Source organism: Mycolicibacterium komossense (assembly GCF_025822605.1).
GTDB lineage: Bacteria > Actinomycetota > Actinomycetes > Mycobacteriales > Mycobacteriaceae > Mycobacterium > Mycobacterium komossense.
On sequence record NZ_JACKTY010000033.1, the window covers coordinates 391,448 to 415,236 of the forward strand.

A 23,789-nucleotide genomic window follows, 5' to 3' on the forward strand; every position below is an offset into this window, starting at 1 on the left:
GTCAAAGCCCAAACCGGTGCCCCCACCGACGGGCCGCCTACTGCATAGGGACAATAGAGTGCTATTGGTCTGGTGTCCTACCTTTGGAGTGACGGTTGTGTAAATCTGTCCTGGGGAGACGCCGTCGTGCGATATCCAATGGTTGACTTCTCGTCTATCGGTCCACGAGGGAGTGCGCATGACACCGAGTAAGAATCGCGGGATGTTATCTCTGTCCGAGCTCGAACAGCTGGTCGCCACCGGCGACATCGACACCGTCATCGTGGCGTTCACCGATATGCAGGGTCGGCTCACGGGCAAGCGGATCTCGGCCAGGCTGTTCGTCGAGGACACCGCGTCACACGGCGCCGAGTGCTGTAACTATTTGCTCGCCGTCGACGTCGATATGAACACCGTCGACGGCTACGCCATGTCCAGCTGGGAAGCCGGTTATGGCGATATGGTCATGACGCCCGACTTCTCCACGCTGCGCCTGCTGCCGTGGCTGCCCGGTACCGCGATGGTGACGGCCGATCTCGGCTGGGACGACGGTCGGCCCGTGGTACCCGCGCCGCGCAGCATCCTGCGCACCCAGTTGGACCGACTGGCCGACCGTGGAATGGGCGCTGTCGCCGCCACCGAACTCGAGTTCATGGTCTTCGACACCGGCTACCGCGACGCGTGGGCCAAGAGATACCGCGATCTGACCCCGGCCACCGACTACAACATCGACTACGCGATGTTGGCGTCGACCAGGATGGAGCCCCTGCTGCGCGATATCCGTGTCGGCATGGAAGGCGCCGGCATGTACTGCGAGGGGGTCAAGGGCGAGTGCAATCTCGGCCAGCAGGAGATCGGGTTCCGCTACGCCGACGCACTGGTCACCGCCGACAACCATTCGATTTACAAGAACGGCGCCAAAGAGATCGCCGACAAACACGGCAAGAGCCTGACGTTCATGGCGAAATACGATGAGCGCGAGGGCAACAGCTGCCATATCCACATTTCTTTCCGCGGCACCGACGGCTCGGCGGTGTTCGCCGACTCCGGCGAGCCATTCGGTATGTCGAAGATGTTCCAGCACTTTGTGGCGGGCCAAGTGGCGACGCTGCGCGAGCTGACGCTGTTCTACGCCCCGAACATCAACTCCTACAAGCGTTTTGTCGAAGGTAGCTTCGCCCCGACCGCGGTGGCGTGGGGGCTGGACAATCGGACGTGTGCGCTGCGGGTGGTCGGGCACGGTCACGGGATGCGAATGGAGTGCCGCGCGCCGGGAGGTGACGTCAACCAGTATCTGGCCGTCGCCGCGCTGATCGCCGGCGGCCTGCACGGCATCGACCAGCAACTCGAATTGCCCGAACCCTGCACCGGTAACGCATATGTCAGCGGCGCCGATCGCCTTCCGACCACCCTCGGCGAAGCGGCCGAGCTGTTCGCGGCGTCGAGTGTTGCGCGCGAAGCTTTCGGCGACGAGGTCGTCGCGCACTACCTCAACAATGCGCGAGTCGAGCTCGCGGCCTACAACTCGACGGTCACCGATTGGGAGAGGATGCGCGGTTTTGAGCGGCTCTGATTTCCCCCCCCAGGGGCGGCCCGTTGTGGGCCTCACCACTTACCTTCAGCCCGCGCAAACCGGGGTCTGGAACGTACGTGCCAGTTTTCTGCCGGCGATCTACCTCGAAGGTGTGACGCTGGCCGGCGGCATTCCGCTACTGCTGCCGCCCCAGCCTGTCGATGCCGAGATCGCAGCGAGGGTGCTCGGCAGCGTCGATGCGTTGGTGCTCACCGGCGGGCGCGACGTCGACCCGGCCAGCTACGGCCAGGAGGCGCTGCCGACCACCGACGAACCGGCGCGCGATCGCGACGCCTGGGAGTTCGCCCTGGTCAAGGAAGCGCTGCAGCGTGGGTTGCCGATCCTCGGAATCTGCCGTGGTGCACAGATTCTCAACGTCGCACTGGGTGGCACACTGCATCAGCACCTGCCCGATATCGTGGGCCACGGCTGGCACCAGGCCGGCAACGCCGTGTTCAACACGTCGGCCATCCAGACGGTTCCCGGCACGCGGCTGGCGTCGCTGATCGGTGAGTCGACCGATGCGCAGTGCTATCACCACCAGGCCATCGCCGAGTTGGGGCAGGGGCTGATCGCCAGCGCCTGGGACCACGACGGTGTGGTCGAAGCCATCGAGAAGATCTCAGAGAAATCCGGCGACCAGTTCGTTCTCGCGGTGCAGTGGCATCCCGAGGAAAGACTCGACGATCTGCGACTGTTCGCGGCCGTGGTGCAGGCCGCCTCGGCGTACACATCAGGAAAGGTTCACGCTTGAGTACTTCAACCCTCATCAATCCCGCCACCGAGGAAACACTGCGGACCGTCGAGCTACTCGACGTGCCGGCAGTCGACGACGCGGTGGTTCGTGCCCGTGGCGCGCAGAAGGCGTGGGCCGCATTGACTCCGGCCGAACGCGCCGCCGGACTGCGGGCGTTCGCCGCCGAGGTGGACGCCCATATCGACGAACTCGCAGCGCTGGAGGTCGCCAACTCCGGGCATGTGATCGGCAACGCGGAATGGGAGGCCGGGCACGTCCGCGACGTGCTGCAGTACTATTCGGCCAGCCCGGAACGCCTGTCCGGCAAGCAGATTCCGGTGGCCGGTGGCTTGGACGTGACATTCAACGAGCCGATGGGCGTCGTCGGGGTCATCGCCCCGTGGAACTTCCCTATGACGATCGCGTCGTGGGGCTTTGTGCCCGCGCTGGCCGCCGGCAACGCCGTGCTGGTCAAGCCGGCCGAGATCACCCCACTGACGACGATGCGCCTGGCCGAACTCGGGCTTGCAGCCGGCCTGCCCGACGGCCTGTTCCAGGTGCTGCCCGGTAAGGGATCGGTGGTGGGGGAGCGCTTCATCACCCATCCCGACATCCGCAAGATCGTCTTCACCGGGTCAACCGAGGTCGGTATCAAGGTGATGGCCGGCGCCGCCGCCAACATCAAGCGCGTCACCCTGGAGCTCGGCGGCAAGAGCGCCAACATCATCTTCGACGATTGCGATCTGGAGAAGGCTGCCGCGACGGCTCCGTACGGAGTGTTCGACAACGCCGGCCAGGATTGCTGTTCACGCAGCCGGATCCTGGTGCAGCGCAACGTCTATGACAGGTTCATGGAGCTGTTCGAACCCGCCGTCAAGGGCGTCGTGGTTGGCGACCCGGGCGCGCGCGAGACCGAAATGGGCCCGTTGGTATCCAAAGGACATTTCGATTCCGTCTCGTCCTACGTGCCCGACGACGCGCCAGTCGCGTTCCGCGGTTCGGCGCCGTCGGGCCCCGGCTACTGGTTCCCGCCCACCGTCCTGACCCCGTCGCGCACCGATCGCACCGTCACCGAAGAGATCTTCGGACCCGTCGTGACGGTGCTGCCGTTCGATGACGAAGCTGATGCGATCACGTTGGCCAACGACAGCGAGTACGGTCTGTCCGGTTCCATCTGGACCGACAACCTCTCGCGTGCCCTTCGGGTCTCGCGGGCCGTGGAATCGGGCAACCTCAGCGTGAATTCGCATTCCTCGGTGCGTTACAGCACGCCGTTCGGCGGGTTCAAACAATCGGGCCTCGGGCGCGAGCTCGGTCCGGATGCACCCCTGCATTTCACGGAAACCAAGAACGTGTTCTTTGCAATCTCGGAAGGAAATTAGGTGGACAAGGTAGATCTGACGCAGCGGCTCGCAGGCAGGGTCGCGGTGATCACCGGCGGCGCCAGCGGGATCGGGCTGGCAACGGCCAAGCGGATGCGAGCCGAGGGCGCGACCATCGTCATCGGCGACATTGACCCCGCCACCGGCAAGACTGTCGCCGAGGAGCTCGAGGGGTTGTTCGTGCCCGTCGACGTATCCGACCAGGATGCCGTTGACAACCTGTTCGACACGGCGGCACAGAGTTACGGCAAGGTCGACATCGCGTTCAACAACGCGGGCATTTCGCCTCCGGATGACGACCTGATCGAAAACACCGAACTGCCGGCGTGGCAGCGGGTGCAGGACATCAACCTCAAGTCCGTCTACCTGTGCTGCCGCGCGGCGCTTCGGCACATGGTGCCCGCCCAGAAGGGGTCGATCATCAACACCGCGTCGTTCGTCGCGGTCATGGGGTCGGCGACATCCCAGATCTCCTACACCGCCTCCAAAGGTGGGGTGCTGGCGATGTCGCGGGAATTGGGTGTGCAGTTCGCGCGCCAGGGCATCCGGGTCAACGCGCTGTGCCCCGGGCCGGTCAACACTCCGCTGCTACAGGAACTGTTTGCCAAGGACCCGGAGCGGGCGGCCAGACGACTGGTGCACATCCCGCTGGGACGGTTCGCACACCCCGAAGAATTGGCGGCGAGCGTCGCCTTCCTGGCCAGCGACGATTCGTCGTTCATCACCGGATCGACGTTCCTGGTCGACGGCGGTATCAGCTCTGCCTACGTGACACCGCTGTAAGGGGTCTCGATGTCGGCCGATCCGGACGATGTTTCTTCAGCGGAAGCCAGCTCGGCCCTGCTGCGTCCGGTGCGGCCCGGCAACGCCTTCGAGGACACCGTCGAGCGGTTGCTGCAGACGATCCGGCTCGGGGTGATCCGGCCCGGGGAGTCTCTGCCGCCCGAACGCGAACTCGCCACCCGGCTCGGGGTCAGTCGTGACACTGTCCGCGAGGCCATCAGGTCGTTGGCCGACGCGGGCTATCTGGTGGCGCGTCGCGGCCGCTACGGCGGAACGTTCCTGGCCGAGGAGCTACCGGCGCACACCCACGGTGCCGAGGGGGTCAGTCGAGAAACCATCGACGACTCGCTGCGGTTACGGGAAATCCTCGAAGTCGGTGCGGCACGGATGGCGGCCACCCGGACGTTGGCCGCCGCCGAGCGGGAGGAACTGTGGTCGAGGCTGGGCGATGTGCGCGATGCCAAGCTCGACGACTACCGCCGCCTCGATTCTCGGCTGCATCTGGCCATCGCCGAGGCGGCCGGCTGCCCGTCACTGGTGCCGCTGGTCGCCGAGAACCGGATGCGGCTCAACAGCCTGTTGGACCAGATCCCGCTGTTGTCGCGCAATATCGCCCACTCCGACGAACAACACGAGGCGATTGTGATGGCCATTCTGGCCGGTGACGGCGATGCCGCCGCCGCGGCGATGCGTGCGCATGTCGCAGGCTCGGCCGCACTGCTGCACGGGTTCCTCGACTGAAGCCACTGGCAGGGAATTTCCAGCATCCGGCAATAGCATTCGGCGCGTGGGCATCCTTCTCAAGGCTGGCGCCCTGGTCTTGGCGTTGCTGCCCATTGGAGTCGGTTCGGCAGGAGCTGATCCGCTCCCCGTGGCCGACGTCAGCCAGTCGGCTGACACCGATGACGGCTGGCACCTGAGCGCCGCGCTGACCAGTATGACGATCAACTCCGTGCCCAATATGGCGGCGACCGCGTTCACCAGGGAGGGCTTCGTCAGCGGTAAGGCGATCGCGACCATCGACGGCAACGGCGCCATCCCGGTGAATTCGGGGCTGCTGGTCTTCGGATTGCAGCTGGGCTGTCAGATCGACCTCAGCGAGGGCGGCAGCATCAGCGGCGGTGGCGACGCCGGCATCGGGCTCGGGCTGGGCAATGTCGTCACCAACGACACCACCGGTCCGTACGCCGAGATCAACGGAAACGTCTCGGTGAACCTCCTGCCCGGGACCATCACCAACGTGGGACTCGGCACCAAATCTTTGAAGGGCCGTACCGGCGAGATCTCGGTCCACGACGCGCACGTCAAGGTCGATGCGTGCGGCGGTCCGGTGTCCATCCGGATGTTCACCACCGCCAAGATCGACACCGACAAATCCGACGACAGCGTCAACACCTACGGCGACATCCTGACGTTATGACGTGGCGGTGGATGGTGTCGGTGCTGGTCGCGGCGGCGTGCTTCGCGCTGTTGCCAGCGGGCCTCGCCCGGGCGGACTGCACGGTCGCCGGTGATTTCGGTGCCGGTTCCGGCTGCCCGCCTCCGGGTGGCTCGTCGGACTCCGGCGGCGGTGACAGCTGGCCTCCGACCGCGGTGGACTGGCCGCCCGGCGCCGATTCGGGGTCTGACGGCGGTTCCGGCGGTGGGGCCGCTGCTTCGCCGTCCACGGCCCCGACTCCCATCGTGTTGCCCCTGGGGCAGGAAGCGCCGGCAACCAGCATCTCGGAAACGCCGACGCCGATCGTGCCGGTGGGTGCGCCACCGCTGCACTAGATTTCTGGGTATGGACAGTCAAGGGGACGAGGGCAAGGTCGACAAGGCCTCCTCTGCGCTGTCCGATGTCGACATCAGGGGGTGGACGCAGCGTTTCGATCTGCTGTCGGACCCGAACCGTCTGGAAATCCTGCTGGGGCTGCACCGGGCACCCGGGATTTGCGTCGGGGACCTGGCCGCCGCGCTCGGTCGTTCGGAAAATGCTGTCTCGCAGGCGCTTCGGGTGCTACGTGAGCAGGGTTGGGTCACCTCCACGCGAGTTGGCCGGTTGGTCAGCTACCGTCTCGAGGACCATACGGTCCATGACCTGCTCCACTGGATAGGCGCAGCACACGACACATCGCATGAACATCTGGACGACAGGGCAGATAACTCCGAACGTCGCTAGCCTCACAGGCGACCGCGAGGACCCCCGACCCGTTCGTAGTTCCAGCCACCATCGGCCGGCAACTCGACAGTGCGCCGCTCGCGGCGTCCTGGCTGTCAAAGTCGAACTCGGCCGGAAAGAAAGCGCCGCCTCCCAGTCCTCAGGCGGCCCACCGGTGATACCCCGCTCGACCTGCCAGCGCCGGATCTATCGTCTCCTAGTGCCGGCGCGACGGCGGCCACGGCGGTTCACCACACAGCGCCAACAGTGCATTCTCGATCACCTCGGGCAGCGCCGGGTGGATCCAGTACTGCCCGCGGGCCATCTCCTGGCCGCCGAGTCCGAACGTCATCGCCTGCACCAGCGGCTGCAACAGCGACGAGGCCTGATGGCCCATGATATGGGCGCCCAGGATCAGGCCGCTGTCGTCGTCGACGATGATCTTGGCGATCCCGGTGGTGTCCTCCATCGCCCAGCCGTAGGCGACGTCGCCGAAGTCCTGCACCTTGGACTTGACCTTGTATCCTTTTGCCCTGGCTTCGTTTTCGGTCAGACCCACCGTGGCGATCTGGGGATCGGTGAACACCGCCGACGGGACGAACCGGTGATCGGAGGCGACCAGGTTCGGATCGTCCCAGTCTTGGAGCAGATTGTGACGGACCACCCGGGCCTCGTGATTGGCGACGTGCTTGAGCTGGTAATCCGATGACACGTCGCCGAGCGCGAAAATGCCTCTTGCCGTGGTGCGTTGGTATTCGTCGACGACCACCTGGCCGCCGTCGGTGACCTCCACCCCGGCGAGGTGGGCGTCGAGCAGGTCGCCGTTGGGCACCCGGCCGGTGGCGACCAGCACGGTGTCGCAGAACAGCGTCGAACCGTCGTCGAGCTCGACCACGGTTTGCGCACCGTCGCGATGAGCGCCGACCACGGTGCGGTGGCTGCGGATCTCCCACTTCTTGGAAGCGACGTCGGTGAAGCGTTCGCAGATCGTGTCATCGCAGTGGGTCAGCAGCGTGCCGCCCCGGATCACGATCGTGACGCGCGTGCCCAAAGCCGAGAAGACGTGCGCGAACTCGGCCGCGACGAAACCTCCGCCGACGATGACCAGGTGCTCCGGCAGCTCCGGGATCCGCATGATGGTGTCACTGGTGTGAAAGTCGACGCCGCACTGGGCGATTGCGTCCGGCACCATCGCTCGAGAGCCCGCCGCGATCACCACCTTGTCGGAGGTGAACTCGTCACCGGCCTCGGTTTTCAGCAGGTATCTGCCGTCGGGTTGCGTCGCACCGAAGCGGGTGTGGCTGTCGAAGACGGTGACGTTCGGCGTGGAGCGCCGGTACTGCTCACCGCCGATCGCGATCGGGTCGATGCGACCGAAAACCCGAGAGACGATATCGCTCCAGCGGACGCCGTCGAGATGAGCGTCCACACCGTAACGGCCGGCCTCCCTGATGTTCTGGGCGACTTCGGCGGCGTAGACGAACATCTTCGTCGGGATGCAGCCGACGTTGAGGCAGGTACCGCCGAAGGTGCTCTGCTCGCAGATCGCCACCTTCTTGTCGTCGTAGCGCTCGTCGATGATGCTGTTTCCCGAGCCGGTGCCGATGATCGTCAGATCAAAATGTTCCACGTATCACCCTTGTTCGGATTGTGTTGTGCGCTGGTGTTTTTGCGCCTCCAGCTGTCGATCCAGCCAGCGATCGAGCTCGCGGTAAGCGACTGATCGTGATTCCGATACGGACAGGAAGACATCGTGTTTGGCGTCGATGATCGGAGCGACTGTGGTGTGGTTCCCGACGCAGCCGGCCCAGCGGGCGATCTGGTGTACGTCGAGAACCGCGTCCCCGTGCGCGATCGCGTTCGGGTCCGCCGAACCACGAGGTTCGGCGACGCTGTGGTCGGAGCGCAGGATCAGGTTGGGCACCCCGACATCGAGCCCACGGTGCAACCGCGCATGGCCCCGCCTGACGGCGTTGATCCAGCCGAAGGTGACCGGAAACCCGCCGAGCGGCTTCCACGTCAGGTCGTATTCGAACTCGCCGGCGTAGTCGCGGTGCAGGGTGGTGCCGTATCCGCCCGGCGTCGGCTTGCGCACGACTGTCATCTTGCGGACGCGGGCCAGCGCGCGCAGTGCCGCGGAGGTGGGCGCAGCCCGCAGGATCGCCGGCCCCTGGAGATCGAAGAACGGGCTGTTCAAGATCAGGCCGCTGATCCGAAAGACGGCCGTCAGCCCGCGCTGGCGAACCCGGTCCAGCCAAAGCGTGACGATGAGCCCGCCCGCGGAATGCCCGTAGATGTACACCTGTGCCTCGCCGGTCTCCGCGGCGATGACCGTCAGCGCTCGCTCCAGCTCTGCGCCGTAACGGCTGAGGTCGGTGGTGAAATGCGGAGTCTGGCCCTCACGCCAGGAGCGGCCGCATTTGTGCAGGTCCAGTGCGTAGAAGGCGATCCCGCGGTCGGTGAATCGATTGGCGAGCTCGGTGTTGAAGAAGTAGTCGGTATAGCCGTGCACTGCTAGCACTGCGCGCGCCGCACGACCGGAATCGCCCCGGCGCACCAGCGTGGCGACTAGGTCGCCCTCACCATCGGGGTCGGCGCCCAGCTCGATCGTGGTCTGCTGATAGCCGGGCAGGACGTCGGTCTCCCATGCCGTCACTGCTTCACCATAACGGCGGGAGAATACGAGGGTGACGTACGCCTCTCGACTCCCTCGATTAGAGGCAGACCTCACGGGATAGCCTAGTAACTGGTACAACGGCGAGCGCGAAGGACAAACGGACCGGTGTCAGACTCGAATCCCCGCAACACCAAGACCGATGTCGTGCTGATCGGCGCAGGAATCATGAGCGCCACCCTCGGCGCACTGCTGCGACTGGTCGAACCCAACTGGTCGATCACGTTGATCGAACGCCTCGACGGTGCCGCCGCCGAGAGCAGCGATCCCTGGAACAACGCAGGTACAGGCCACTCCGCGCTCTGTGAACTCAACTACACCCCGGAGAAGTCGGACGGCACGATCGACATCACCAAGGCCGTCCACGTCAACGAGCAGTTCCAGGTTTCACGCCAGTTCTGGGCGCACGCCGTCGAAAGAGGTGTGCTGACCGATGTGCGGAGCTTCCTGAACCCGGTCCCGCACGTCAGCTATGTCGAGGGTGCCGACCGCGTCGAGTACCTGCGCAAGCGGCGCGACGCATTGGCGTCCAACCCGCTGTTCGCCACCACCGAGTTCATCGACGACGACACCGAGTTCGCCAAGCGGCTGCCGTTCATGGCGGCCAAGCGCACTTTCGCCAAGCCGGTCGCCCTGAACTGGACCCAGGACGGCACCGACATCGACTTCGGTTCGCTGTCCAAGCAGCTCATCGGATTCGGGGTCCGCACCGGCACCACCGCGTTGTTCGGCCACGAGGTACAGAACCTGTCCCGCCAATCCGACGGAACCTGGACGGTCAAGGTCCGCAACCGGCGCACCGGTGACACCCGCACCATCACCTCGAGGTTCGTCTTCGTCGGCGCCGGCGGCGATGCGCTGCCGCTGCTGCAGAAGGCCGGGATCGCCGAAGCCAAGGGTTTCGGTGGCTTCCCGGTCGGCGGACAATTCTTGCGCACCTCGAACCCGTTGGTGACCGCAGGCCACAAGGCCAAGGTGTACGGCTTCCCGCCGTTGGGTGCACCGCCGATGTCCGCGCCGCACCTGGATACCAGGATCATCAACGGCAAGGAGTGGCTGCTGTTCGGCCCCTTCGCGGGCTGGTCGCCGAAGTTCCTCAAGCAGGGTCATGTGACCGATCTGCCGCTGTCGGTCAAGCCCAACAACCTGGCGTCGATGCTCGGTGTGGGTCTCACCCAGCTGAGCCTGGTGAAGTACCTGCTGGGTCAGTTGCGGCTCTCGGAAGCAGATCGGGTTGACGCACTGCGCGACTTTGCGCCCAGCGCAATCGATTCCGACTGGAGCCTGTCGGTTGCCGGCCAGCGGGTGCAGGTCATCAAGCCTGCCAAGGGTAAGGGTGGCACCCTGGAATTCGGCACCACGGTGATCGCGGCGGCCGACGGCAGCATCGCGGGCCTGCTCGGCGCGTCGCCCGGTGCGTCCACCGCGGTGCCGGCGATGCTCGATGTCATGCAGCGCTGCTTCGGCGACAAGTTCGAAGGCTGGCAGACCAGCCTGAAGGAGATGATTCCTTCGCTGGGCACCGAATTGTCCAATGAGCCAAAGCTGTTCGACGAGGTGTGGTCGTGGGGCACGAAGGTGCTCGGGCTGCAATCCTCAACCGACGCCGGTGCTGCCGCCCTGGAGGCGGGCCCCGACGGCGCTGCCGCTGCGGCCGCCGCCGAGACCGATGACCCCGAACCCGCGGGCGTCGTGTGACGGTAGCGCTGCGACGCAGCTGGGCCAAGGATCTCGACGCCCGGATGCTCTATGAGCTGTTGAAGCTGCGGGTTGAGGTCTTCGTCGTCGAACAGGCGTGTCCCTACCCGGAATTGGACGGCCGCGATTTGCTGGCCGAGACGCGACACTTCTGGCTGGAGGCACCTGACGGTGAGGTGATCTGCACGCTGCGGCTCATGGAGGAGCACACCGGCGGTTCGAAGGTGTTCCGGATCGGACGGGTCTGCACCAAGCGGACCTCGCGCGGCCAGGGCCACACCTCGCGGCTGCTGCAGGCGGCGATCGCCGAAGTGGGCGACTACCCGTGCCGGATCGACGCTCAGACCTACCTGCAGGAGATGTACAGCCAGCACGGATTCGTCCGCGACGGTGACGAATTCCTCGAAGACGGCGTACCGCATGTCCCGATGCTGCGCCCCGGTGCCCGCCTGGAGGACCACACATGACCTCTCCCGCCGCCGCGCACTATCCATTCAGCGCCATCGTCGGACACGACCAACTGCGGCTGGCCCTGGTGCTGTGTGCGGTGCGGCCCGAGATCGGCGGGGTGCTCATCCGCGGCGAAAAGGGCACCGCCAAATCGACGGCGGTGCGCGCCTTGGCCACCATCCTCGCCGCGGTCGACCAAGACGGTGACGGCGGCCGCCTGGTCGAACTGCCCATCGGTGCCACCGAAGACCGCGTGATCGGTTCGCTGGATCTGCAGAAGGTGCTCCGCGACGGTGAGCACGCCTTCTCGCCAGGCCTGCTGTCGCGTGCGCACCGAGGCGTGCTCTACGTCGACGAAGTCAACCTGCTGCACGATCACCTCGTCGACATCCTGCTCGACGCAGCCGCCATGGGCCGCGTGCACATCGAACGCGACGGCGTCTCGCATTCGCATGACGCCCGCTTCGTGCTGATCGGCACGATGAATCCCGAAGAGGGGGAGTTGCGCCCCCAGCTGTTGGACCGGTTCGGTCTGACTGTCGACGTCCGCGCATCCCGCGACGTCGATGTGCGGACCCGGGTCATTCGGCAGCGGTTGGCCTACGAAGCGGATCCGGTTGGGTTCGCCGCCGGCTACGCCGCCGAGGACGCCGATACCGCCCGCCGGATCGCGGCGGCCCGCGCCCGCGTGGCCGATGTCGTACTACCCGACAGCGAGCTGCGCCGGATCGCGGCGTTGTGTGCGGCCTTCGACGTCGACGGCATGCGGGCGGATCTGGTGGTCGCGCGCACCTCCGTCGCGCACGCGGCCTGGCGTGGCGCCGACACCGTGACCGAGGACGATATCCGGGTGGCCGCGGAACTGGCACTGCCGCACCGCCGCCGACGCGACCCCTTCGACGACCCCGGCCTCGACCAGAGCGCACTCGACGAGGCGCTGTCGCAGGCCAATGAGTCAGCAGAGTCAGAGCCCGAGCCCGATCCGGAACCTGATCCGCCGGGTGGGGGAGAATCGCCGTCTTCATCGGAACGGCTTGAGAGCAAAGAGGATTCGGCGGTCACCGGTGCGGCGCCTCCGGCGAAGTCAAAATCCAGCGGTGCGCCGGCGCCGGTGTTCCGCACCAGGGCGCTGAGCGTGCCGGGTGTCGGCGAAGGTGCGCCGGGACGGCGCTCCCGAGCGCGCAACCGATCTGGTGCGGTCGTCGGGGTCAGCCCGGACGACTCCGGTGACGGTATGCACCTGTTCGCCACCCTGCTGGCGGCCGCGAACCGCTCGACCGGCGCAGGGCCGGTTCGGCCGGCACCGGACGATCTGCGTCGCGCAGTACGGGAAGGCCGCGAAGGCAACCTGGTGATCTTCGTGGTCGATGCGTCCGGCTCGATGGCGGCGCGGGACCGGATGTCCGCCGTCAGCGGCGCTGCGCTGTCGCTCCTGCGGGACGCCTATCAGCGTCGGGACAAGGTCGCCGTGATCACGTTCCGCGGCGACCAGTCCCAGCTGTTGCTGCCGCCGACGTCGTCGGCCTATATCGCCGGTCGCCGGCTTGCGCAGTTCGAGACCGGCGGCAAAACGCCGCTGGCGCAAGGCCTTCTGGCTGCCCGCGACATGGTGGCCAGGGAGAAGGTCCGCGATCGGGGACGACGCAGCCTGGTCGTGATGCTCACCGATGGCCGGGCCACCGGTGGACCTGACCCGTTGGGCCGCAGCCGGACTGCGGCGGCCCTGCTGGTCGCCGAAGGTGCGGCCGCAGTGGTCGTCGACTGCGAAACGTCCTACGTGAAACTGGGTCTCGCCGCGACACTGGCCGGTCAGTTGGGCGCGCCGGTCATGCGACTGGACGAACTGCGGGCGGACAATCTAACCCAGGCGGTGCGCAGCGTCGCCTGACGGGGACGCCGCTTCGTCACGCACGCCGAAACCTCTAAGCTCGCCGAGTGACCGAGAACGCCTACCTCGTCGGAGTGCGACTGGCCGGTAAAAAGGTCGTCGTCGTCGGTGGGGGAACCGTCGCGCAACGGCGACTCGGCCTGCTCATCGCCAACGACGCCGATATCCACGTCATCACCAGGGCTGCCACGCCCGCCGTGGAAGCCATGGGAGATCACAGCCCCAACGTCACCCTGACGCTGCGCGATTACCGCGACGGAGATCTGGACGGCGCCTGGTACGCGATCGCGGCCACCGACGATCCACAGGTGAATGCCGCCATCATCGACGAGGCGGAACGTCGGCGCATCTTCTGCGTCCGTGCCGATATTGCCCGCGAGGGCACCGCCGTCACCCCGGCGTCGTTCGATTACGCCGGCCTGTCGGTCGGCGTACTGGCCGGCGGCGAACACCGTCGCTCCGCGGCGTTCCGGTCGGCGATCCACGAGGCTATGCAGAAGGGGCTGATCGCCACCGAGACCGAGGACAGCCCGGACACCCAGAAAGGGACCGTCGCGCTGGTCGGCGGTGGCCCAGGCGATCCTGAGCTGATCACGGTCCGTGGCCGCCGGATGCTGGCGCGTGCCGACGTCGTCGTCGCCGACCGGTTGGCCCCACCGGAACTGCTTGCCGAATTGCCCCCGCACGTCGAGGTGATCGATGCCGCGAAGATCCCCTACGGCCGCGCGATGGCTCAGGAAGCCATCAACGACGTTCTCGTCGACCGGGCCAAGGCCGGCGCCTTCGTGGTGCGGCTCAAAGGCGGCGATCCGTTCGTGTTCGCCCGCGGTTATGAGGAAGTCCTCGCCTGCGCCGAAGCCGGCATCCCGGTCACCGTTGTGCCGGGTGTGACAAGTGCCATAGCGGTGCCGGAAATGGCCGGAGTTCCTGTCACGCACCGTGCTGTGAATCACGAGTTCGTGGTGGTCAGCGGGCACTTGGCGCCGAATCATCCCGAATCGTTAGTGAATTGGAATGCGCTGGCGGCGATGTCCGGCACCATCGTCTTGCTGATGGCGGTCGAACGCATCGAGCTGTTCGCCGAAGTTCTGCGTGCAGGGGGCCGACCAGCGAATACGCCGGTTGTGGTGGTTCAGCAGGGAACGACGGCCGCGCAGCGGGTGGTGCGCGCCACGCTGGCGGACGCCGCGGAGACGATTCGCGCCGAGGGAATTCGACCTCCGGCAATCATCGTGATCGGGGCCGTTGCGGGACTCTCAGCCGCCTTCGGCACTTAAAAACCTCTTAATATTACTGTAGGGTAGGCCGCTATGACGGCTCTCAATGACTCAGAGCGGGGGGTGCCGGGCGGTGCGGCGGCAAGTCCGCAGCGTGCGCTCCCTGCGCGCCTCGAGGGGTCACCCGGGCAGTCCGGCAAAACCTCTCCCGCATGGCTTCCTTCCCGGCGCTTCATCGCCGCGGTTATCGCAATCGGCGGCATGCAGCTGCTGGCAACCATGGACAGTACGGTCGCCATCGTTGCGCTGCCCAAGATCCAGGACGAGCTCAGCCTCTCCGATGCGGGCCGCAGCTGGGTGATCACCGCGTACGTGCTCACGTTCGGCGGGCTGATGCTGCTCGGCGGGCGCCTCGGCGACACCATCGGCCGCAAGCGCACCTTCATGGTCGGCGTCGCCCTGTTCACGATCGCGTCCGTGCTGTGCGGCGTGGCCTGGGACGAAGCAACGCTGGTCATCGCCAGGCTGCTGCAGGGTGTCGGCGCGGCCATCGCCTCGCCGACCGGCCTTGCGCTGGTGGCGACAACATTCCCCAAGGGCCCGGCTCGTAACGCAGCCACCGCGGTGTTCGCCGCGATGACCGGTGTCGGCTCGGTGATGGGCCTGGTCGTCGGCGGCGCCCTGACCGAGGTCTCGTGGCGGTTGGCGTTCCTGGTGAACATCCCGATCGGGCTGCTGATGCTGTACCTGGCACACAAGACGCTGCGTGAAACCAACAAAGAGCGGATGAAGCTCGACGCCGCGGGCGCCCTGCTGGCCACCATCGGGTGTACCGCCGCGGTGTTCGGCTTCTCGCAGGGGCCGGAGAACGGCTGGTTGACCCCGATCACTCTCGGCTCCGGAGCAATCGCGGCGGTGGCGTTCCTGGCATTCGTCATCGTCGAGCGATCCGCCGAGAACCCCGTCGTACCGTTCAGCCTGTTCCGCGACCGTAACCGGTTGGCGACCTTCGCTGCCGTGTTTCTCGCCGGCGGCGTCATGTTCACGCTCACGGTCACCATCGGCCTGTACGTGCAGGACATCATGGGTTACAGCGCCCTCAAAGCCGGTATCGGCTTCATCCCGTTCGTCATCGCTCTGGGGATCGGGCTCGGCCTGTCTTCGGCCCTGGTCTCCCGGTTCCCACCGCGGATCCTGGTGATCGGCGGCGGTGTCCTGGTGCTGGCCGCGATGCTGTACGGCTCCACGCTCAACGGCGGCATCCCGTACTTCCCGAACCTCGTCATCCCGATCACGGTCGGTGGCCTCGGTATCGGCATGATCGTCGTGCCGCTGATGGTCTCGGCGATCGCCGGCGTCGGCTTCGACCAGATCGGTCCCGTGTCGGCAATCGCGTTGATGCTGCAGAACCTGGGCGGTCCCGTCGTGCTGGCGATCATCCAGGCTGTCATCACGTCGCGGACGCTGTACCTGGGCGGCACCACCGGACCGGTGAAGAACATGAACGAAGCGCAGATGCACGCGCTGGATTCCGGCTACACCTACGGTCTGCTGTGGGTCGCCGCGGTGGCGGTGGTGGTCGGTGCTGTCGCGCTGTTCATCGGCTACACCGCTGAGCAGGTCGGTCACGCGCAAGAAGTCAAGGACGCCATCGACGCGGGCGAGCTCTAACCGCTCTGACCGCAGCGGGTTCGACCGTGTTCTGACCGCTCGGTAGGGTCATCTCTCATGTCGGCCGGAGAGGGTGCGGTCACGCGTCTGTCCAGCAGCGTGGTCGGTATTGCCATCGTTGCGATCACCGGCATGCAGCTGATGTCGACGCTGGACGGCACGATCGTCATCGTCGCGCTGCCGCGGATGCAGGCCGAGCTCAATCTGTCCGACGCCGGCAAGAGCTGGGTCATCACGGCCTACGTGCTGGCTTTCGGCGGGCTGCTGCTGCTCGGCGGCCGAGTCGGCGACGCGATCGGCCACAAACGGGCCTTCATCTCCGGTGTCGGAGTGTTCACCATCGCGTCGCTGGTCTGCGGGCTGGCCAATGACGAGTACACGCTGATCGCGGCGCGCGCCGTCCAGGGCGTCGGCGCCGCAGTCGCAGCACCTACCGGGTTGGCGCTGATCGCCACCACCTACGCCGTCGGGCATGCCCGCAACCAGGCCATGGCGGTGTCGGCAGGCATGCAGGCCATCGGGTCGGTCCTCGGCCTCGTCCTCGGCGGTGCGCTGACCGTCATCTCCTGGCGGCTGGCGTTCCTGATCAACGTGCCCATCGGCATCGTCATCGTCGCGGTCGCGGTCATGCGGCTCTCAGAGACCAGGCACGAGCGACTCAAACTCGACATCACCGGAGCCCTGCTGGCCACCCTCGGATGCACGGCCGCGGTGCTGGTCTTCACGCAGGGCCCGCCGCGCGGTTGGGTGGACCCCTGGGTGATCGGCGCCGGCGTGGCGGCGGCGGTGTTCTTCCTGTCCTTCCTGATCGTCGAGCGCAGCGCCGAGAACCCCCTGGTGCCGTTCGAGGTATTCGACAACCGCAACCGGGTGATGACGTTCATCTCGCTGTTCCTCGGCGGCGGTGTGCTGCTGACGGTGACCGTGATGATCGGCCTGCTGGTGCAGGACGTGCTGGGCTACTCCGCGTTGCGGGCCGGAATCTGCTTCATCCCGTTCGCGATCGGCGTGGGACTGGGCACCGTGGTGGCCGCGCGTCTGGCGCCCCGGGTGGCGCCGCGCTGGTTGATCATCGGTGGCGGCCTGTTCGTGCTCGCCGCGATGTTGTACGGCTCGACGCTGGACCGCAGCATCCCGTACTTCCCTGACCTGGTGGTGCCGATCGTGCTCGGCGGCTTCGGGATCGGCGTGATCTCGGTGATCCTGCCGCTGTGCGCCGTCGCCGGGGTGGGTCCGCGGGAGATCGGACCGGTATCGGCGATCACGCTGATGGTGCAGAACCTCGGCGGCCCACTGGTGCTGGTGGTCATCCAGGCGGTGCAGACCTCGCGGACGCTGTATCTGGGCGGCACCACGGGTCCCGTCAAGGACATGACCGACAAACAGCTCGACGCGCTCGGCCACGGCTACACCTATTCGCTACTGTGGGTCGCCGCGATCGCAATTCTGGTCGGCGTCAGCGCGTTCTGGATCGGCTTTTCCGCCCGCGACATCGCTCGGGCGCAGCACACGAGGGAAGCCGTCGAGGCCGGGGAGCTCTGACAGCGCCCGGCGGCCGATGAGGAGGAGCGGGCAATGACTATGCAGGACGACGTCAAACCCACGCGCCAAGAGATCTCGGATGCCATTGCCGAGCTGGGCTGGCGGCTGATTCTCGGCGCGATCCAGACCCACGTGCAGGTGCCGTCGCTGATCGCAGCGACATCGGCTGCGTCCATCGCTGCAACCGCGGCGGGCAACGAAGGCGACCGGCACCTCGACATCGATGTCAGGTCCAGGCAGGCGGTCCTGCGATTGCAGGATGCCCAGGCGGGCGCGACTACCGGCCGTGATCTGAGGCTGGCCAGACAGATCACCGAAGCGCTTGTCGGACAAGGGTTTCTGACGAATCCGGGCACCGACGCCGTCGTGCAGGAGCTGGAGATCGCGATCGACGCGCTCGACATCGCCGCGATCCGGCCATTCTGGAAGGCCGTCACCGGTTACGTAGACGAACCGGGGCCGCTCGACTCGCCTGATGGGGGTGGTGCCCTGGTCGACCCGTTACACCGGTCACCGACGATCTGGTTTCAGCAGATGGATGCCCCGCGCCCGCAGCGCAACCGCATCCACTTCGACATCGACGTGCCGCACGACAGCGCCCCCGCCCGGATCGCGGCGGCCCTGGCCGCCGGCGGCACCATGGTCAAGGATTCCGCGGCGCCCGCGTATTGGGTGCTGGCCGACCCCGAGGGCAACGAGGCGTGCATCTGCACCTGGCAGGGTAGGGACTGACTTCCGTCCTGGGTAGGCTGGCCCGCTGTGATCACCCGCATGTCGGAACTTTTCCTGCGAACACTTCGTGACGACCCAGCAGACGCCGAGGTTCCCAGCCACAAACTGCTCATCAGGGCGGGCTATGTCCGGCCTGTCGGCCCTGGCCTGTACAGCTGGCTGCCGCTGGGGCTGCGGGTGCTGCGCAAGATCGAGGCGATCGTGCGTGAGGAGATGAGGGCCATCGGCGGCCAGGAGATCCTGTTCCCCGCACTTCTGCCGCGGGCGCCGTACGAGACGACGAACCGCTGGACCGAATACGGCGAGGGTCTGTTCCGACTCAAGGACCGTCGTGACAACGATTACCTGCTGGGCCCAACCCACGAAGAGCTTTTCACGCTGACGGTCAAGGGGGAGTACAGCTCGTACAAGGATTTCCCGCTGATCCTGTTCCAGATCCAGACCAAGTACCGCGACGAGGCCCGGCCGCGGGCCGGCATCCTGCGCGGGCGCGAGTTCATCATGAAGGACTCGTACTCGTTCGACACCGCCGAAGACGGCCTCAAGACGGCCTATCACGCACACCGTGAGGCCTACCAGAAGATCTTCAGCCGACTCGACATCCGCTACGTCATCGTCTCGGCTGTGTCGGGGGCGATGGGTGGCAGTGCATCCGAGGAATTCCTCGCCGAGAGCCCGGTCGGCGAGGACACCTTCGTGCGATGCCTGGAATCGGGTTATGCGGCCAACGTCGAGGCCGTCATCACCCGGGTGCCGGAGACGCTGCCCACCGAAGGTCGGCCCGAGGCCGTCGTGCACGACACCCCGGACGCGCCCACCATCGCGACTCTGGTGGACTGGGCCAACAGTGCCGGCCTTCCCCAGTTCGAGGGCAGAGAGGTCACCGCCGCGGACACGCTGAAGAATGTGCTGCTCAAGGTCCGTGCGCCCGGCGGCGAGTGGGAACTGCTGGCCGTCGGGGTGCCCGGTGACCGTGAGGTCGACGAAAAGCGCCTCGGCGCTGCGCTTGACCCCGCCGAGTATGCCCTGCTCGATGACGCCGACTTCGCCAAGAACCCGTTCTTGGTCAAGGGCTACGTGGGCCCGAAAGCACTGTTGGCCAACGGTGTTCGATACCTGGTCGACCCGAGAATCGTGGACGGCACCGCCTGGATCACCGGTGCCGACGAGCCCAACAAGCACGTCGTGGGTTTGGTCGCAGGCAGGGACTTCACTGCGGACGGCACGATCGAAGCCGCCGATGTGCGTGACGGCGATCCCTCACCCGACGGTGCGGGCCCGTTGGTATCGGCCAGGGGTATCGAAATCGGGCACATCTTCCAGCTCGGCAAGAAGTACACCGACGCGTTCACCGTCGACGTGCTGGGTGAAGACGGTAAGCCGCTGCGGCTGACCATGGGTTCCTACGGCGTCGGGGTGTCGCGACTGGTGGCGGTGATCGCCGAGCAGCAGCACGACGAGCTCGGTCTGCGTTGGCCCGCGGCGGTATCGCCCTTCGATGTCCATCTGGTCATCGCCAACAAAGATGCCGATGCACGCACCGGTGCCGAGGCGCTGGCCGCCGATCTGGACCGGCTCGGAGTGGAGGTCCTGCTCGACGACAGGAAGGCTTCCCCGGGGATCAAGTTCAAGGACGCCGAACTGCTCGGGGTGCCGTGGATCGTGGTCGTCGGCCGCGGCTGGGCCGACGGCGTCCTCGAACTGCGCAACCGGTTCACCGGCGAGACCCGCGAACTGGCGATCTCCTCGGCGGCTACCGATATCGCCGCTACGGTCGGTTAGCGGGCCACGCGGCTCTAGTCGGACCCGCCGGGGAAGGCCTGGGTGACGGGCCAGGCCTTGAGGACCTGCTTCCAGCGGGCGGCCAGCAGGGCGCACTGCGTCAGCGCCGCGACAGCGTACGCGCGGTCGTCGTCGGCGCCGGCATCCGGCTTGGCCTGTTCGAGCACCGCCCGCCACGCCACCGCGGCGTCGTTCTCCATCTGCACGGCGAGGTTCGCCGCTGCCGTCGGGTCGTCGACCGCCATCGGCAGTCGATAACCCGCGGCGGCCAGCGGCGCCGCCACCGAATGGGCGGACAGCATGGTGATCAACGTCTCTCGTTGGCTGCGATGCTGCGAAAGCGCCTGTGCCACCAAGTCGTTCACGTCCGGCGTGGAATGGGCCGAGACGATCCCGTAGCCGTAGATGGCGGCGTGCACAGCGGTCAGCGCGTCGTAGAGCGCCGCGGCGTCGGCCGCCGAGGGGCGCGAAGGTTCGGGTTCGACGGAGGTCACGGCGCCGGCTCCGGAACGTCCAGGCCGACGGTGAACGATGTCGTGCACGAGGCGGCGATCGAACCGAGCAGGCCGGCGCGATAGCCGGTCAACGTCGTCGCCAACGCGGTCGCACTGGATGCGGACTGCTTGAGGGCGCCGATGACCGCGGTTACCGACGGAGGGGGAGTCGCCACGGCTGAGGTGGTGGGGGACGCGCTGGTGGCTCCGGAAGTCTCCGACGTCTGCGAGGAGGTCGGAGCCGGGTGACCCGCTGCCCTGGCGATTTCCTCCATCAGCGCGCGGGAGTGTTGTGCCCGCTCCGAGGCCACCTGAGTGAGAGCCGGAACCAGCGCCGGGGGTGCAGCGGTGGCCGCCGCGCGGGCCATCGCGCTGTCTGAGTCGGCGAGCTCCGCCTGAGACTGCAGCGGGTCCACCGGCGGGGGAGCATCCGAACCGCAGGCCGAGACGGTCCCCGCGACCAGTGCAAGGCCGAAAATTCCGGCCGCGCCGACCAACACGTCGCGCCGGCGGAATGCCCGATCGGCAACGGGAGGAGCGCTGTGCACAGCCACATCCTGCCATCCGGTCCTGAGGTCGCCGCCCCGCTGGCCCGCTTGGTTTGCAATTGCGGTCGATTTTCCTGGCGTATCGTTGATGGCTGGTCCGCGGTCCACCGCGGCGCCATTATCACCCGACAACTCAAGATGAGGAGCTCGCCGTGACCGAGCGGTCCAGAGGACTGCCCTCACCGTCGCAGGTGATCGAGCTACTCGCTGGAGAGTTCGCGCGCGCAGGTTACGAAATCGAAGATGTGACCATTGCCGAGACCATGCGGCCGCCGCGAATCACGATCGTTGCCGACGGTGATACCCCTCTCGATCTGGACGCCGTCGCCGAGCTGTCCAGGATTGCCTCGGATCTGCTGGACACCGTGGAGGTCGCGGAGAGCGAGTATGTGCTCGAGGTCAGTTCACCAGGGGTGGAGCGCCCGCTGACCACCGAGAAGCACTTCCTGCGCAATCGCGCCCGCTTGGTCGACATCGACCTGGCCGACGGCTCCACCATCATCGGCCGGATAGCCGGGATGGCAGACGGGGTAGTGAGTCTCGTGGTGCGCGGCCCCAAGCCGCACCAATTGGGAGTACGTGAGTTGGCGTTCGCCGACATCACCAAAGCGGTTGTGCAGGTGGAATTTTCGCCGCCCAACCAGCGTGAGTTAGAGCTTGTAACGGAGGCCGGAACATGAATATCGATATGGCTGCGCTGCACGCGATCGAGGTCGATCGCGGTATCCCGGCGGGAGAGTTGCTCGACACCATCAAGTCGGCGCTGATGACGGCCTACCGTCATACCGAGGGGCACCAGGCCGACGCCACCATCGATATCGACCGCAAGAGCGGCGAGGTCAAGGTGATGGCGCGCGAACTCGACGCCGACGGTCAATTGATCAGCGAATGGGATGACACCCCAGAGGGATTCGGCCGGGTGGCCGCCACCACTGCCAGGCAGGTGATGCTGCAGCGCTTCCGGGACGCGGAGAACGAGAAGGTTTACGGCGAGTTCGCTGCCAGGGAGGGCGATATCGTCACCGGCGTTATCCAACGTGATGTCCGGGCCAACGCCCGCGGTGACGTGGTGCTGCAGATAGGCACCGAGACCAAGTCCTCCGAGGGGATGATCCCCACCTCCGAGCAAGTGCCCGGAGAGAAGTACGAACACGGCGACCGGCTGAAGTGCTTCGTGCTCGGTGTCACCCGCGGTGCCCGCGAACCCCAGATCAGGCTGTCGCGCACGCACCCGGGGCTGGTCCGCAAGCTGTTCTCACTCGAGGTTCCCGAGATCGCCGACGGGTCGGTGGAGATCGTCGCGGTCGCCCGCGAGGCTGGGCATCGCTCCAAGATCGCCGTCGCATCCAAGGTTGCTGGGCTCAACGCGAAGGGCGCCTGCATCGGTCCGATGGGCCAGCGGGTGCGCAATGTGATGAGTGAGCTGTCCGGCGAGAAGATCGACATCATCGACTGGGACGAGGATCCAGCCCAGTTCGTCGCGAACGCACTGTCGCCGGCCAAGGTGGTGTCGGTGACGGTCATCGACCAGGCTGCGCGGGCCGCCCGGGTGGTGGTGCCAGACTTCCAGCTGTCGCTGGCCATCGGCAAAGAGGGCCAGAATGCCCGTCTGGCAGCCCGGCTGACAGGCTGGCGCATCGACATCCGCAGTGATGCGGCGCCTGAACCCGAGAACGAGTCCGGGCCCGCCGCGCCGCAGGGCGCCGGCCAAGACCGTTAGCTGGGCGGGTGGTTCAGAACCACCGATCCGTGACGGTAGACTGAACCGTGATCCAGCGCGAGGGACCGGTGCGCACCTGTGTGGGCTGCCGGAAGCGAGAGTTGGCCGTCGAATTGCTTCGTATGGTGGCGGTGTCGGACGGGAACGGCGGAAATGCCGTGATCGTTGACATTGCCGGTAATCTTCCGGGGCGGGGTGCTTGGTTGCATCCCGAACCACAGTGTCTACATACAGCGATCCGGCGGCGAGCACTCACTCGAGCGTTGCGAATCACCGGTTCACCGGACACCTCCGCGGTGGAAGAGCATTTGCAAGCGCTCGGCCACCCGGCAACAGAACAGGTAGCGAAGAACATGAGCACACCGTGAAGTCTCGATGACCATGCGTCATAGCTAAACCCGAGGCGCGGCCCACTGCTGTCGCCTCCTAGACAGGAGTTGTAGTGGCAGGCAAGGCCCGCGTGCACGAGTTGGCTAAAGAACTCGGTGTCACCAGCAAGGAAGTACTCGCCCGGTTGAGCGAACAGGGCGAATTCGTCAAATCAGCATCGTCAACCGTCGAAGCGCCCGTCGCGCGCCGGTTGCGTGAAGCACTCGGCGGCAATAAGCCCGCCGCGTCCGGCCCCTCACGGGGCAATGGATCCGCAGGTAACGGCGCTGCCGCCCCGGCAGCCCCCGCAGCGAATCCCGCACCGGCGGCCCCGGCTGCCAGCAGTGCCGCGCCGGCTGCCGCCGCGCCGGCTTCGACCGGCCCCAAGCCCGGTGCGCCGGTGAAGGCGGT

General features: G+C 66.5%; 24 protein-coding genes. 20 read left to right on the forward strand and 4 right to left on the reverse strand.

The genetic code is table 11. The annotated features are described in order from the left end of the window. Positions 1-178 precede the first annotated feature (178 nt). The 8 genes from H7J73_RS22415 (at position 179) to H7J73_RS22450 (ending at position 6,614) form a co-directional block, all read left to right on the forward strand. Positions 179-1,552 (forward strand): glutamine synthetase family protein, encoded by a 1,374-nt coding sequence (locus H7J73_RS22415; protein ID WP_264069873.1) that lies wholly within the window; start codon positions 179-181, stop codon positions 1,550-1,552. Continuing rightward, positions 1,539-2,306 (forward strand): gamma-glutamyl-gamma-aminobutyrate hydrolase family protein, encoded by a 768-nt coding sequence (locus tag H7J73_RS22420; RefSeq protein ID WP_264069874.1) that lies wholly within the window; start codon positions 1,539-1,541, stop codon positions 2,304-2,306. The genes H7J73_RS22415 and H7J73_RS22420 overlap by 14 nt, the downstream gene beginning before the upstream one ends. Further along, positions 2,303-3,670 carry an aldehyde dehydrogenase family protein gene (locus H7J73_RS22425; protein WP_264069875.1) on the forward strand — a complete coding sequence of 456 codons (1,368 nt, stop codon included), beginning with the start codon at positions 2,303-2,305 and terminating at the stop codon, positions 3,668-3,670. Before H7J73_RS22420 ends, H7J73_RS22425 begins: the two co-directional genes overlap by 4 nt. Next, positions 3,671-4,453, forward strand: coding sequence for a 3-oxoacyl-ACP reductase (locus tag H7J73_RS22430; RefSeq protein ID WP_264069876.1), 783 nt, complete (start codon positions 3,671-3,673; stop codon positions 4,451-4,453). A gap of 9 nt (positions 4,454-4,462) precedes the next feature. Next, positions 4,463-5,194, forward strand: a complete 732-nt coding sequence (locus H7J73_RS22435; protein ID WP_264069877.1) for a FadR/GntR family transcriptional regulator — start codon at positions 4,463-4,465, stop codon at positions 5,192-5,194. Positions 5,195-5,288: 94 nt separating this feature from the next. Next, complete coding sequence (locus H7J73_RS22440) at positions 5,289-5,873, forward strand: MspA family porin (RefSeq protein ID WP_264069930.1); 585 nt, start codon at positions 5,289-5,291, stop codon at positions 5,871-5,873. Beyond that, complete coding sequence (locus tag H7J73_RS22445; protein WP_264069878.1) at positions 5,870-6,226, forward strand: hypothetical protein; 357 nt, start codon at positions 5,870-5,872, stop codon at positions 6,224-6,226. The genes H7J73_RS22440 and H7J73_RS22445 overlap by 4 nt, the downstream gene beginning before the upstream one ends. Before the next feature lie 10 nt (positions 6,227-6,236). Next, positions 6,237-6,614, forward strand: a complete 378-nt coding sequence (locus H7J73_RS22450; RefSeq protein ID WP_264069879.1) for an ArsR/SmtB family transcription factor — start codon at positions 6,237-6,239, stop codon at positions 6,612-6,614. A gap of 196 nt (positions 6,615-6,810) precedes the next feature. Here H7J73_RS22450 and mtr read toward each other — a convergent pair whose 3' ends face one another. Together mtr and H7J73_RS22460 are read right to left on the reverse strand one after the other, a co-directional pair. Next, positions 6,811-8,223 (reverse strand): mycothione reductase, encoded by a 1,413-nt coding sequence (gene mtr, locus H7J73_RS22455; protein WP_264069880.1) that lies wholly within the window; start codon positions 8,221-8,223, stop codon positions 6,811-6,813. Between the two features lie 3 nt (positions 8,224-8,226). Further along, on the reverse strand, positions 8,227-9,249 hold the full coding sequence (locus H7J73_RS22460) for an alpha/beta hydrolase (protein ID WP_264069881.1): 1,023 nt from the start codon (positions 9,247-9,249) through the stop codon (positions 8,227-8,229). Positions 9,250-9,435: 186 nt separating this feature from the next. On the opposite strand from H7J73_RS22460, the gene mqo reads away from it, so the two are divergent. From mqo to H7J73_RS22500, 8 genes are read left to right on the forward strand one after another with little or no spacing between them, the layout of a single operon-like run. Further along, positions 9,436-10,965 carry a malate dehydrogenase (quinone) gene (mqo, locus tag H7J73_RS22465; RefSeq protein WP_435405562.1) on the forward strand — a complete coding sequence of 510 codons (1,530 nt, stop codon included), beginning with the start codon at positions 9,436-9,438 and terminating at the stop codon, positions 10,963-10,965. Further along, positions 10,962-11,432 (forward strand): GNAT family N-acetyltransferase, encoded by a 471-nt coding sequence (locus H7J73_RS22470; RefSeq protein ID WP_264069883.1) that lies wholly within the window; start codon positions 10,962-10,964, stop codon positions 11,430-11,432. Before mqo ends, H7J73_RS22470 begins: the two co-directional genes overlap by 4 nt. Then, the gene (locus tag H7J73_RS22475; protein WP_264069884.1) at positions 11,429-13,303 is read left to right on the forward strand and encodes a magnesium chelatase subunit D family protein; all 1,875 of its coding nucleotides are present in this window, start codon (positions 11,429-11,431) and stop codon (positions 13,301-13,303) included. Before H7J73_RS22470 ends, H7J73_RS22475 begins: the two co-directional genes overlap by 4 nt. Positions 13,304-13,350: 47 nt before the next feature. Beyond that, positions 13,351-14,580, forward strand: a complete 1,230-nt coding sequence (gene cobA / locus H7J73_RS22480; protein WP_264069885.1) for a uroporphyrinogen-III C-methyltransferase — start codon at positions 13,351-13,353, stop codon at positions 14,578-14,580. A 33-nt stretch (positions 14,581-14,613) separates the two neighbouring features. Next, positions 14,614-16,191 carry an MFS transporter gene (locus tag H7J73_RS22485; RefSeq protein ID WP_264069887.1) on the forward strand — a complete coding sequence of 526 codons (1,578 nt, stop codon included), beginning with the start codon at positions 14,614-14,616 and terminating at the stop codon, positions 16,189-16,191. Positions 16,192-16,248: 57 nt separating this feature from the next. Then, positions 16,249-17,733: an MFS transporter gene (locus H7J73_RS22490; RefSeq protein ID WP_264069889.1), complete on the forward strand. Its 1,485-nt coding sequence runs from the start codon at positions 16,249-16,251 to the stop codon at positions 17,731-17,733. Between the two features lie 33 nt (positions 17,734-17,766). Then, entirely contained in the window at positions 17,767-18,465 is a 699-nt protein-coding gene (locus H7J73_RS22495) for a 4a-hydroxytetrahydrobiopterin dehydratase family protein (protein ID WP_308207439.1), read from the forward strand. 27 nt (positions 18,466-18,492) lie between these two features. After that, complete coding sequence (locus H7J73_RS22500; protein WP_264069890.1) at positions 18,493-20,247, forward strand: proline--tRNA ligase; 1,755 nt, start codon at positions 18,493-18,495, stop codon at positions 20,245-20,247. Between the two features lie 14 nt (positions 20,248-20,261). Here the strand turns inward: H7J73_RS22500 and H7J73_RS22505 are convergent, their stop codons facing one another. Together H7J73_RS22505 and H7J73_RS22510 are read right to left on the reverse strand one after the other, a co-directional pair. Then, positions 20,262-20,741 (reverse strand): ferritin-like domain-containing protein, encoded by a 480-nt coding sequence (locus H7J73_RS22505; RefSeq protein ID WP_264069891.1) that lies wholly within the window; start codon positions 20,739-20,741, stop codon positions 20,262-20,264. Beyond that, a complete protein-coding gene (locus tag H7J73_RS22510; protein ID WP_264069892.1) occupies positions 20,738-21,289 on the reverse strand; it encodes a hypothetical protein in 552 nt (183 codons plus the stop codon). Before H7J73_RS22510 ends, H7J73_RS22505 begins: the two co-directional genes overlap by 4 nt. A 152-nt stretch (positions 21,290-21,441) precedes the next feature. Between H7J73_RS22510 and rimP the strand changes: the two genes are divergently transcribed. The 4 genes from rimP to H7J73_RS22530 form a co-directional block, all read left to right on the forward strand. Continuing rightward, positions 21,442-21,969, forward strand: coding sequence for a ribosome maturation factor RimP (gene rimP / locus H7J73_RS22515; RefSeq protein ID WP_264069894.1), 528 nt, complete (start codon positions 21,442-21,444; stop codon positions 21,967-21,969). Next, positions 21,966-23,009 (forward strand): transcription termination factor NusA, encoded by a 1,044-nt coding sequence (gene nusA, locus H7J73_RS22520; protein WP_264069895.1) that lies wholly within the window; start codon positions 21,966-21,968, stop codon positions 23,007-23,009. The genes rimP and nusA overlap by 4 nt, the downstream gene beginning before the upstream one ends. 47 nt (positions 23,010-23,056) lie before the next feature. After that, the gene (locus H7J73_RS22525; protein WP_264069897.1) at positions 23,057-23,377 is read left to right on the forward strand and encodes a YlxR family protein; all 321 of its coding nucleotides are present in this window, start codon (positions 23,057-23,059) and stop codon (positions 23,375-23,377) included. 74 nt (positions 23,378-23,451) lie between these two features. Continuing rightward, positions 23,452-23,789: translation initiation factor IF-2 N-terminal domain-containing protein (locus tag H7J73_RS22530; RefSeq protein WP_264069899.1), on the forward strand; the 338-nt coding region annotated here is incomplete at its 3' end.

Excerpts from the sequence above, each read along its gene's own strand:
- H7J73_RS22490 (WP_264069889.1), top strand. The coding sequence starts at position 16,249 with ATGTCGGCCGGAGAGGGTGCGGTCACGCGTCTGTCCAGCAGCGTGGTC.
- nusA (WP_264069895.1), top strand. The coding sequence starts at position 21,966 with ATGAATATCGATATGGCTGCGCTGCACGCGATCGAGGTCGATCGCGGT.
- H7J73_RS22475 (WP_264069884.1), top strand. The coding sequence starts at position 11,429 with ATGACCTCTCCCGCCGCCGCGCACTATCCATTCAGCGCCATCGTCGGA.
- H7J73_RS22445 (WP_264069878.1), top strand. The coding sequence starts at position 5,870 with ATGACGTGGCGGTGGATGGTGTCGGTGCTGGTCGCGGCGGCGTGCTTC.
- H7J73_RS22495 (WP_308207439.1), top strand. The coding sequence starts at position 17,767 with ATGACTATGCAGGACGACGTCAAACCCACGCGCCAAGAGATCTCGGAT.
- mqo (WP_435405562.1), top strand. The coding sequence starts at position 9,436 with ATGAGCGCCACCCTCGGCGCACTGCTGCGACTGGTCGAACCCAACTGG.
- H7J73_RS22450 (WP_264069879.1), top strand. The coding sequence starts at position 6,237 with ATGGACAGTCAAGGGGACGAGGGCAAGGTCGACAAGGCCTCCTCTGCG.
- H7J73_RS22415 (WP_264069873.1), top strand. The coding sequence starts at position 179 with ATGACACCGAGTAAGAATCGCGGGATGTTATCTCTGTCCGAGCTCGAA.
- H7J73_RS22485 (WP_264069887.1), top strand. The coding sequence starts at position 14,614 with ATGACGGCTCTCAATGACTCAGAGCGGGGGGTGCCGGGCGGTGCGGCG.
- H7J73_RS22435 (WP_264069877.1), top strand. The coding sequence starts at position 4,463 with ATGTCGGCCGATCCGGACGATGTTTCTTCAGCGGAAGCCAGCTCGGCC.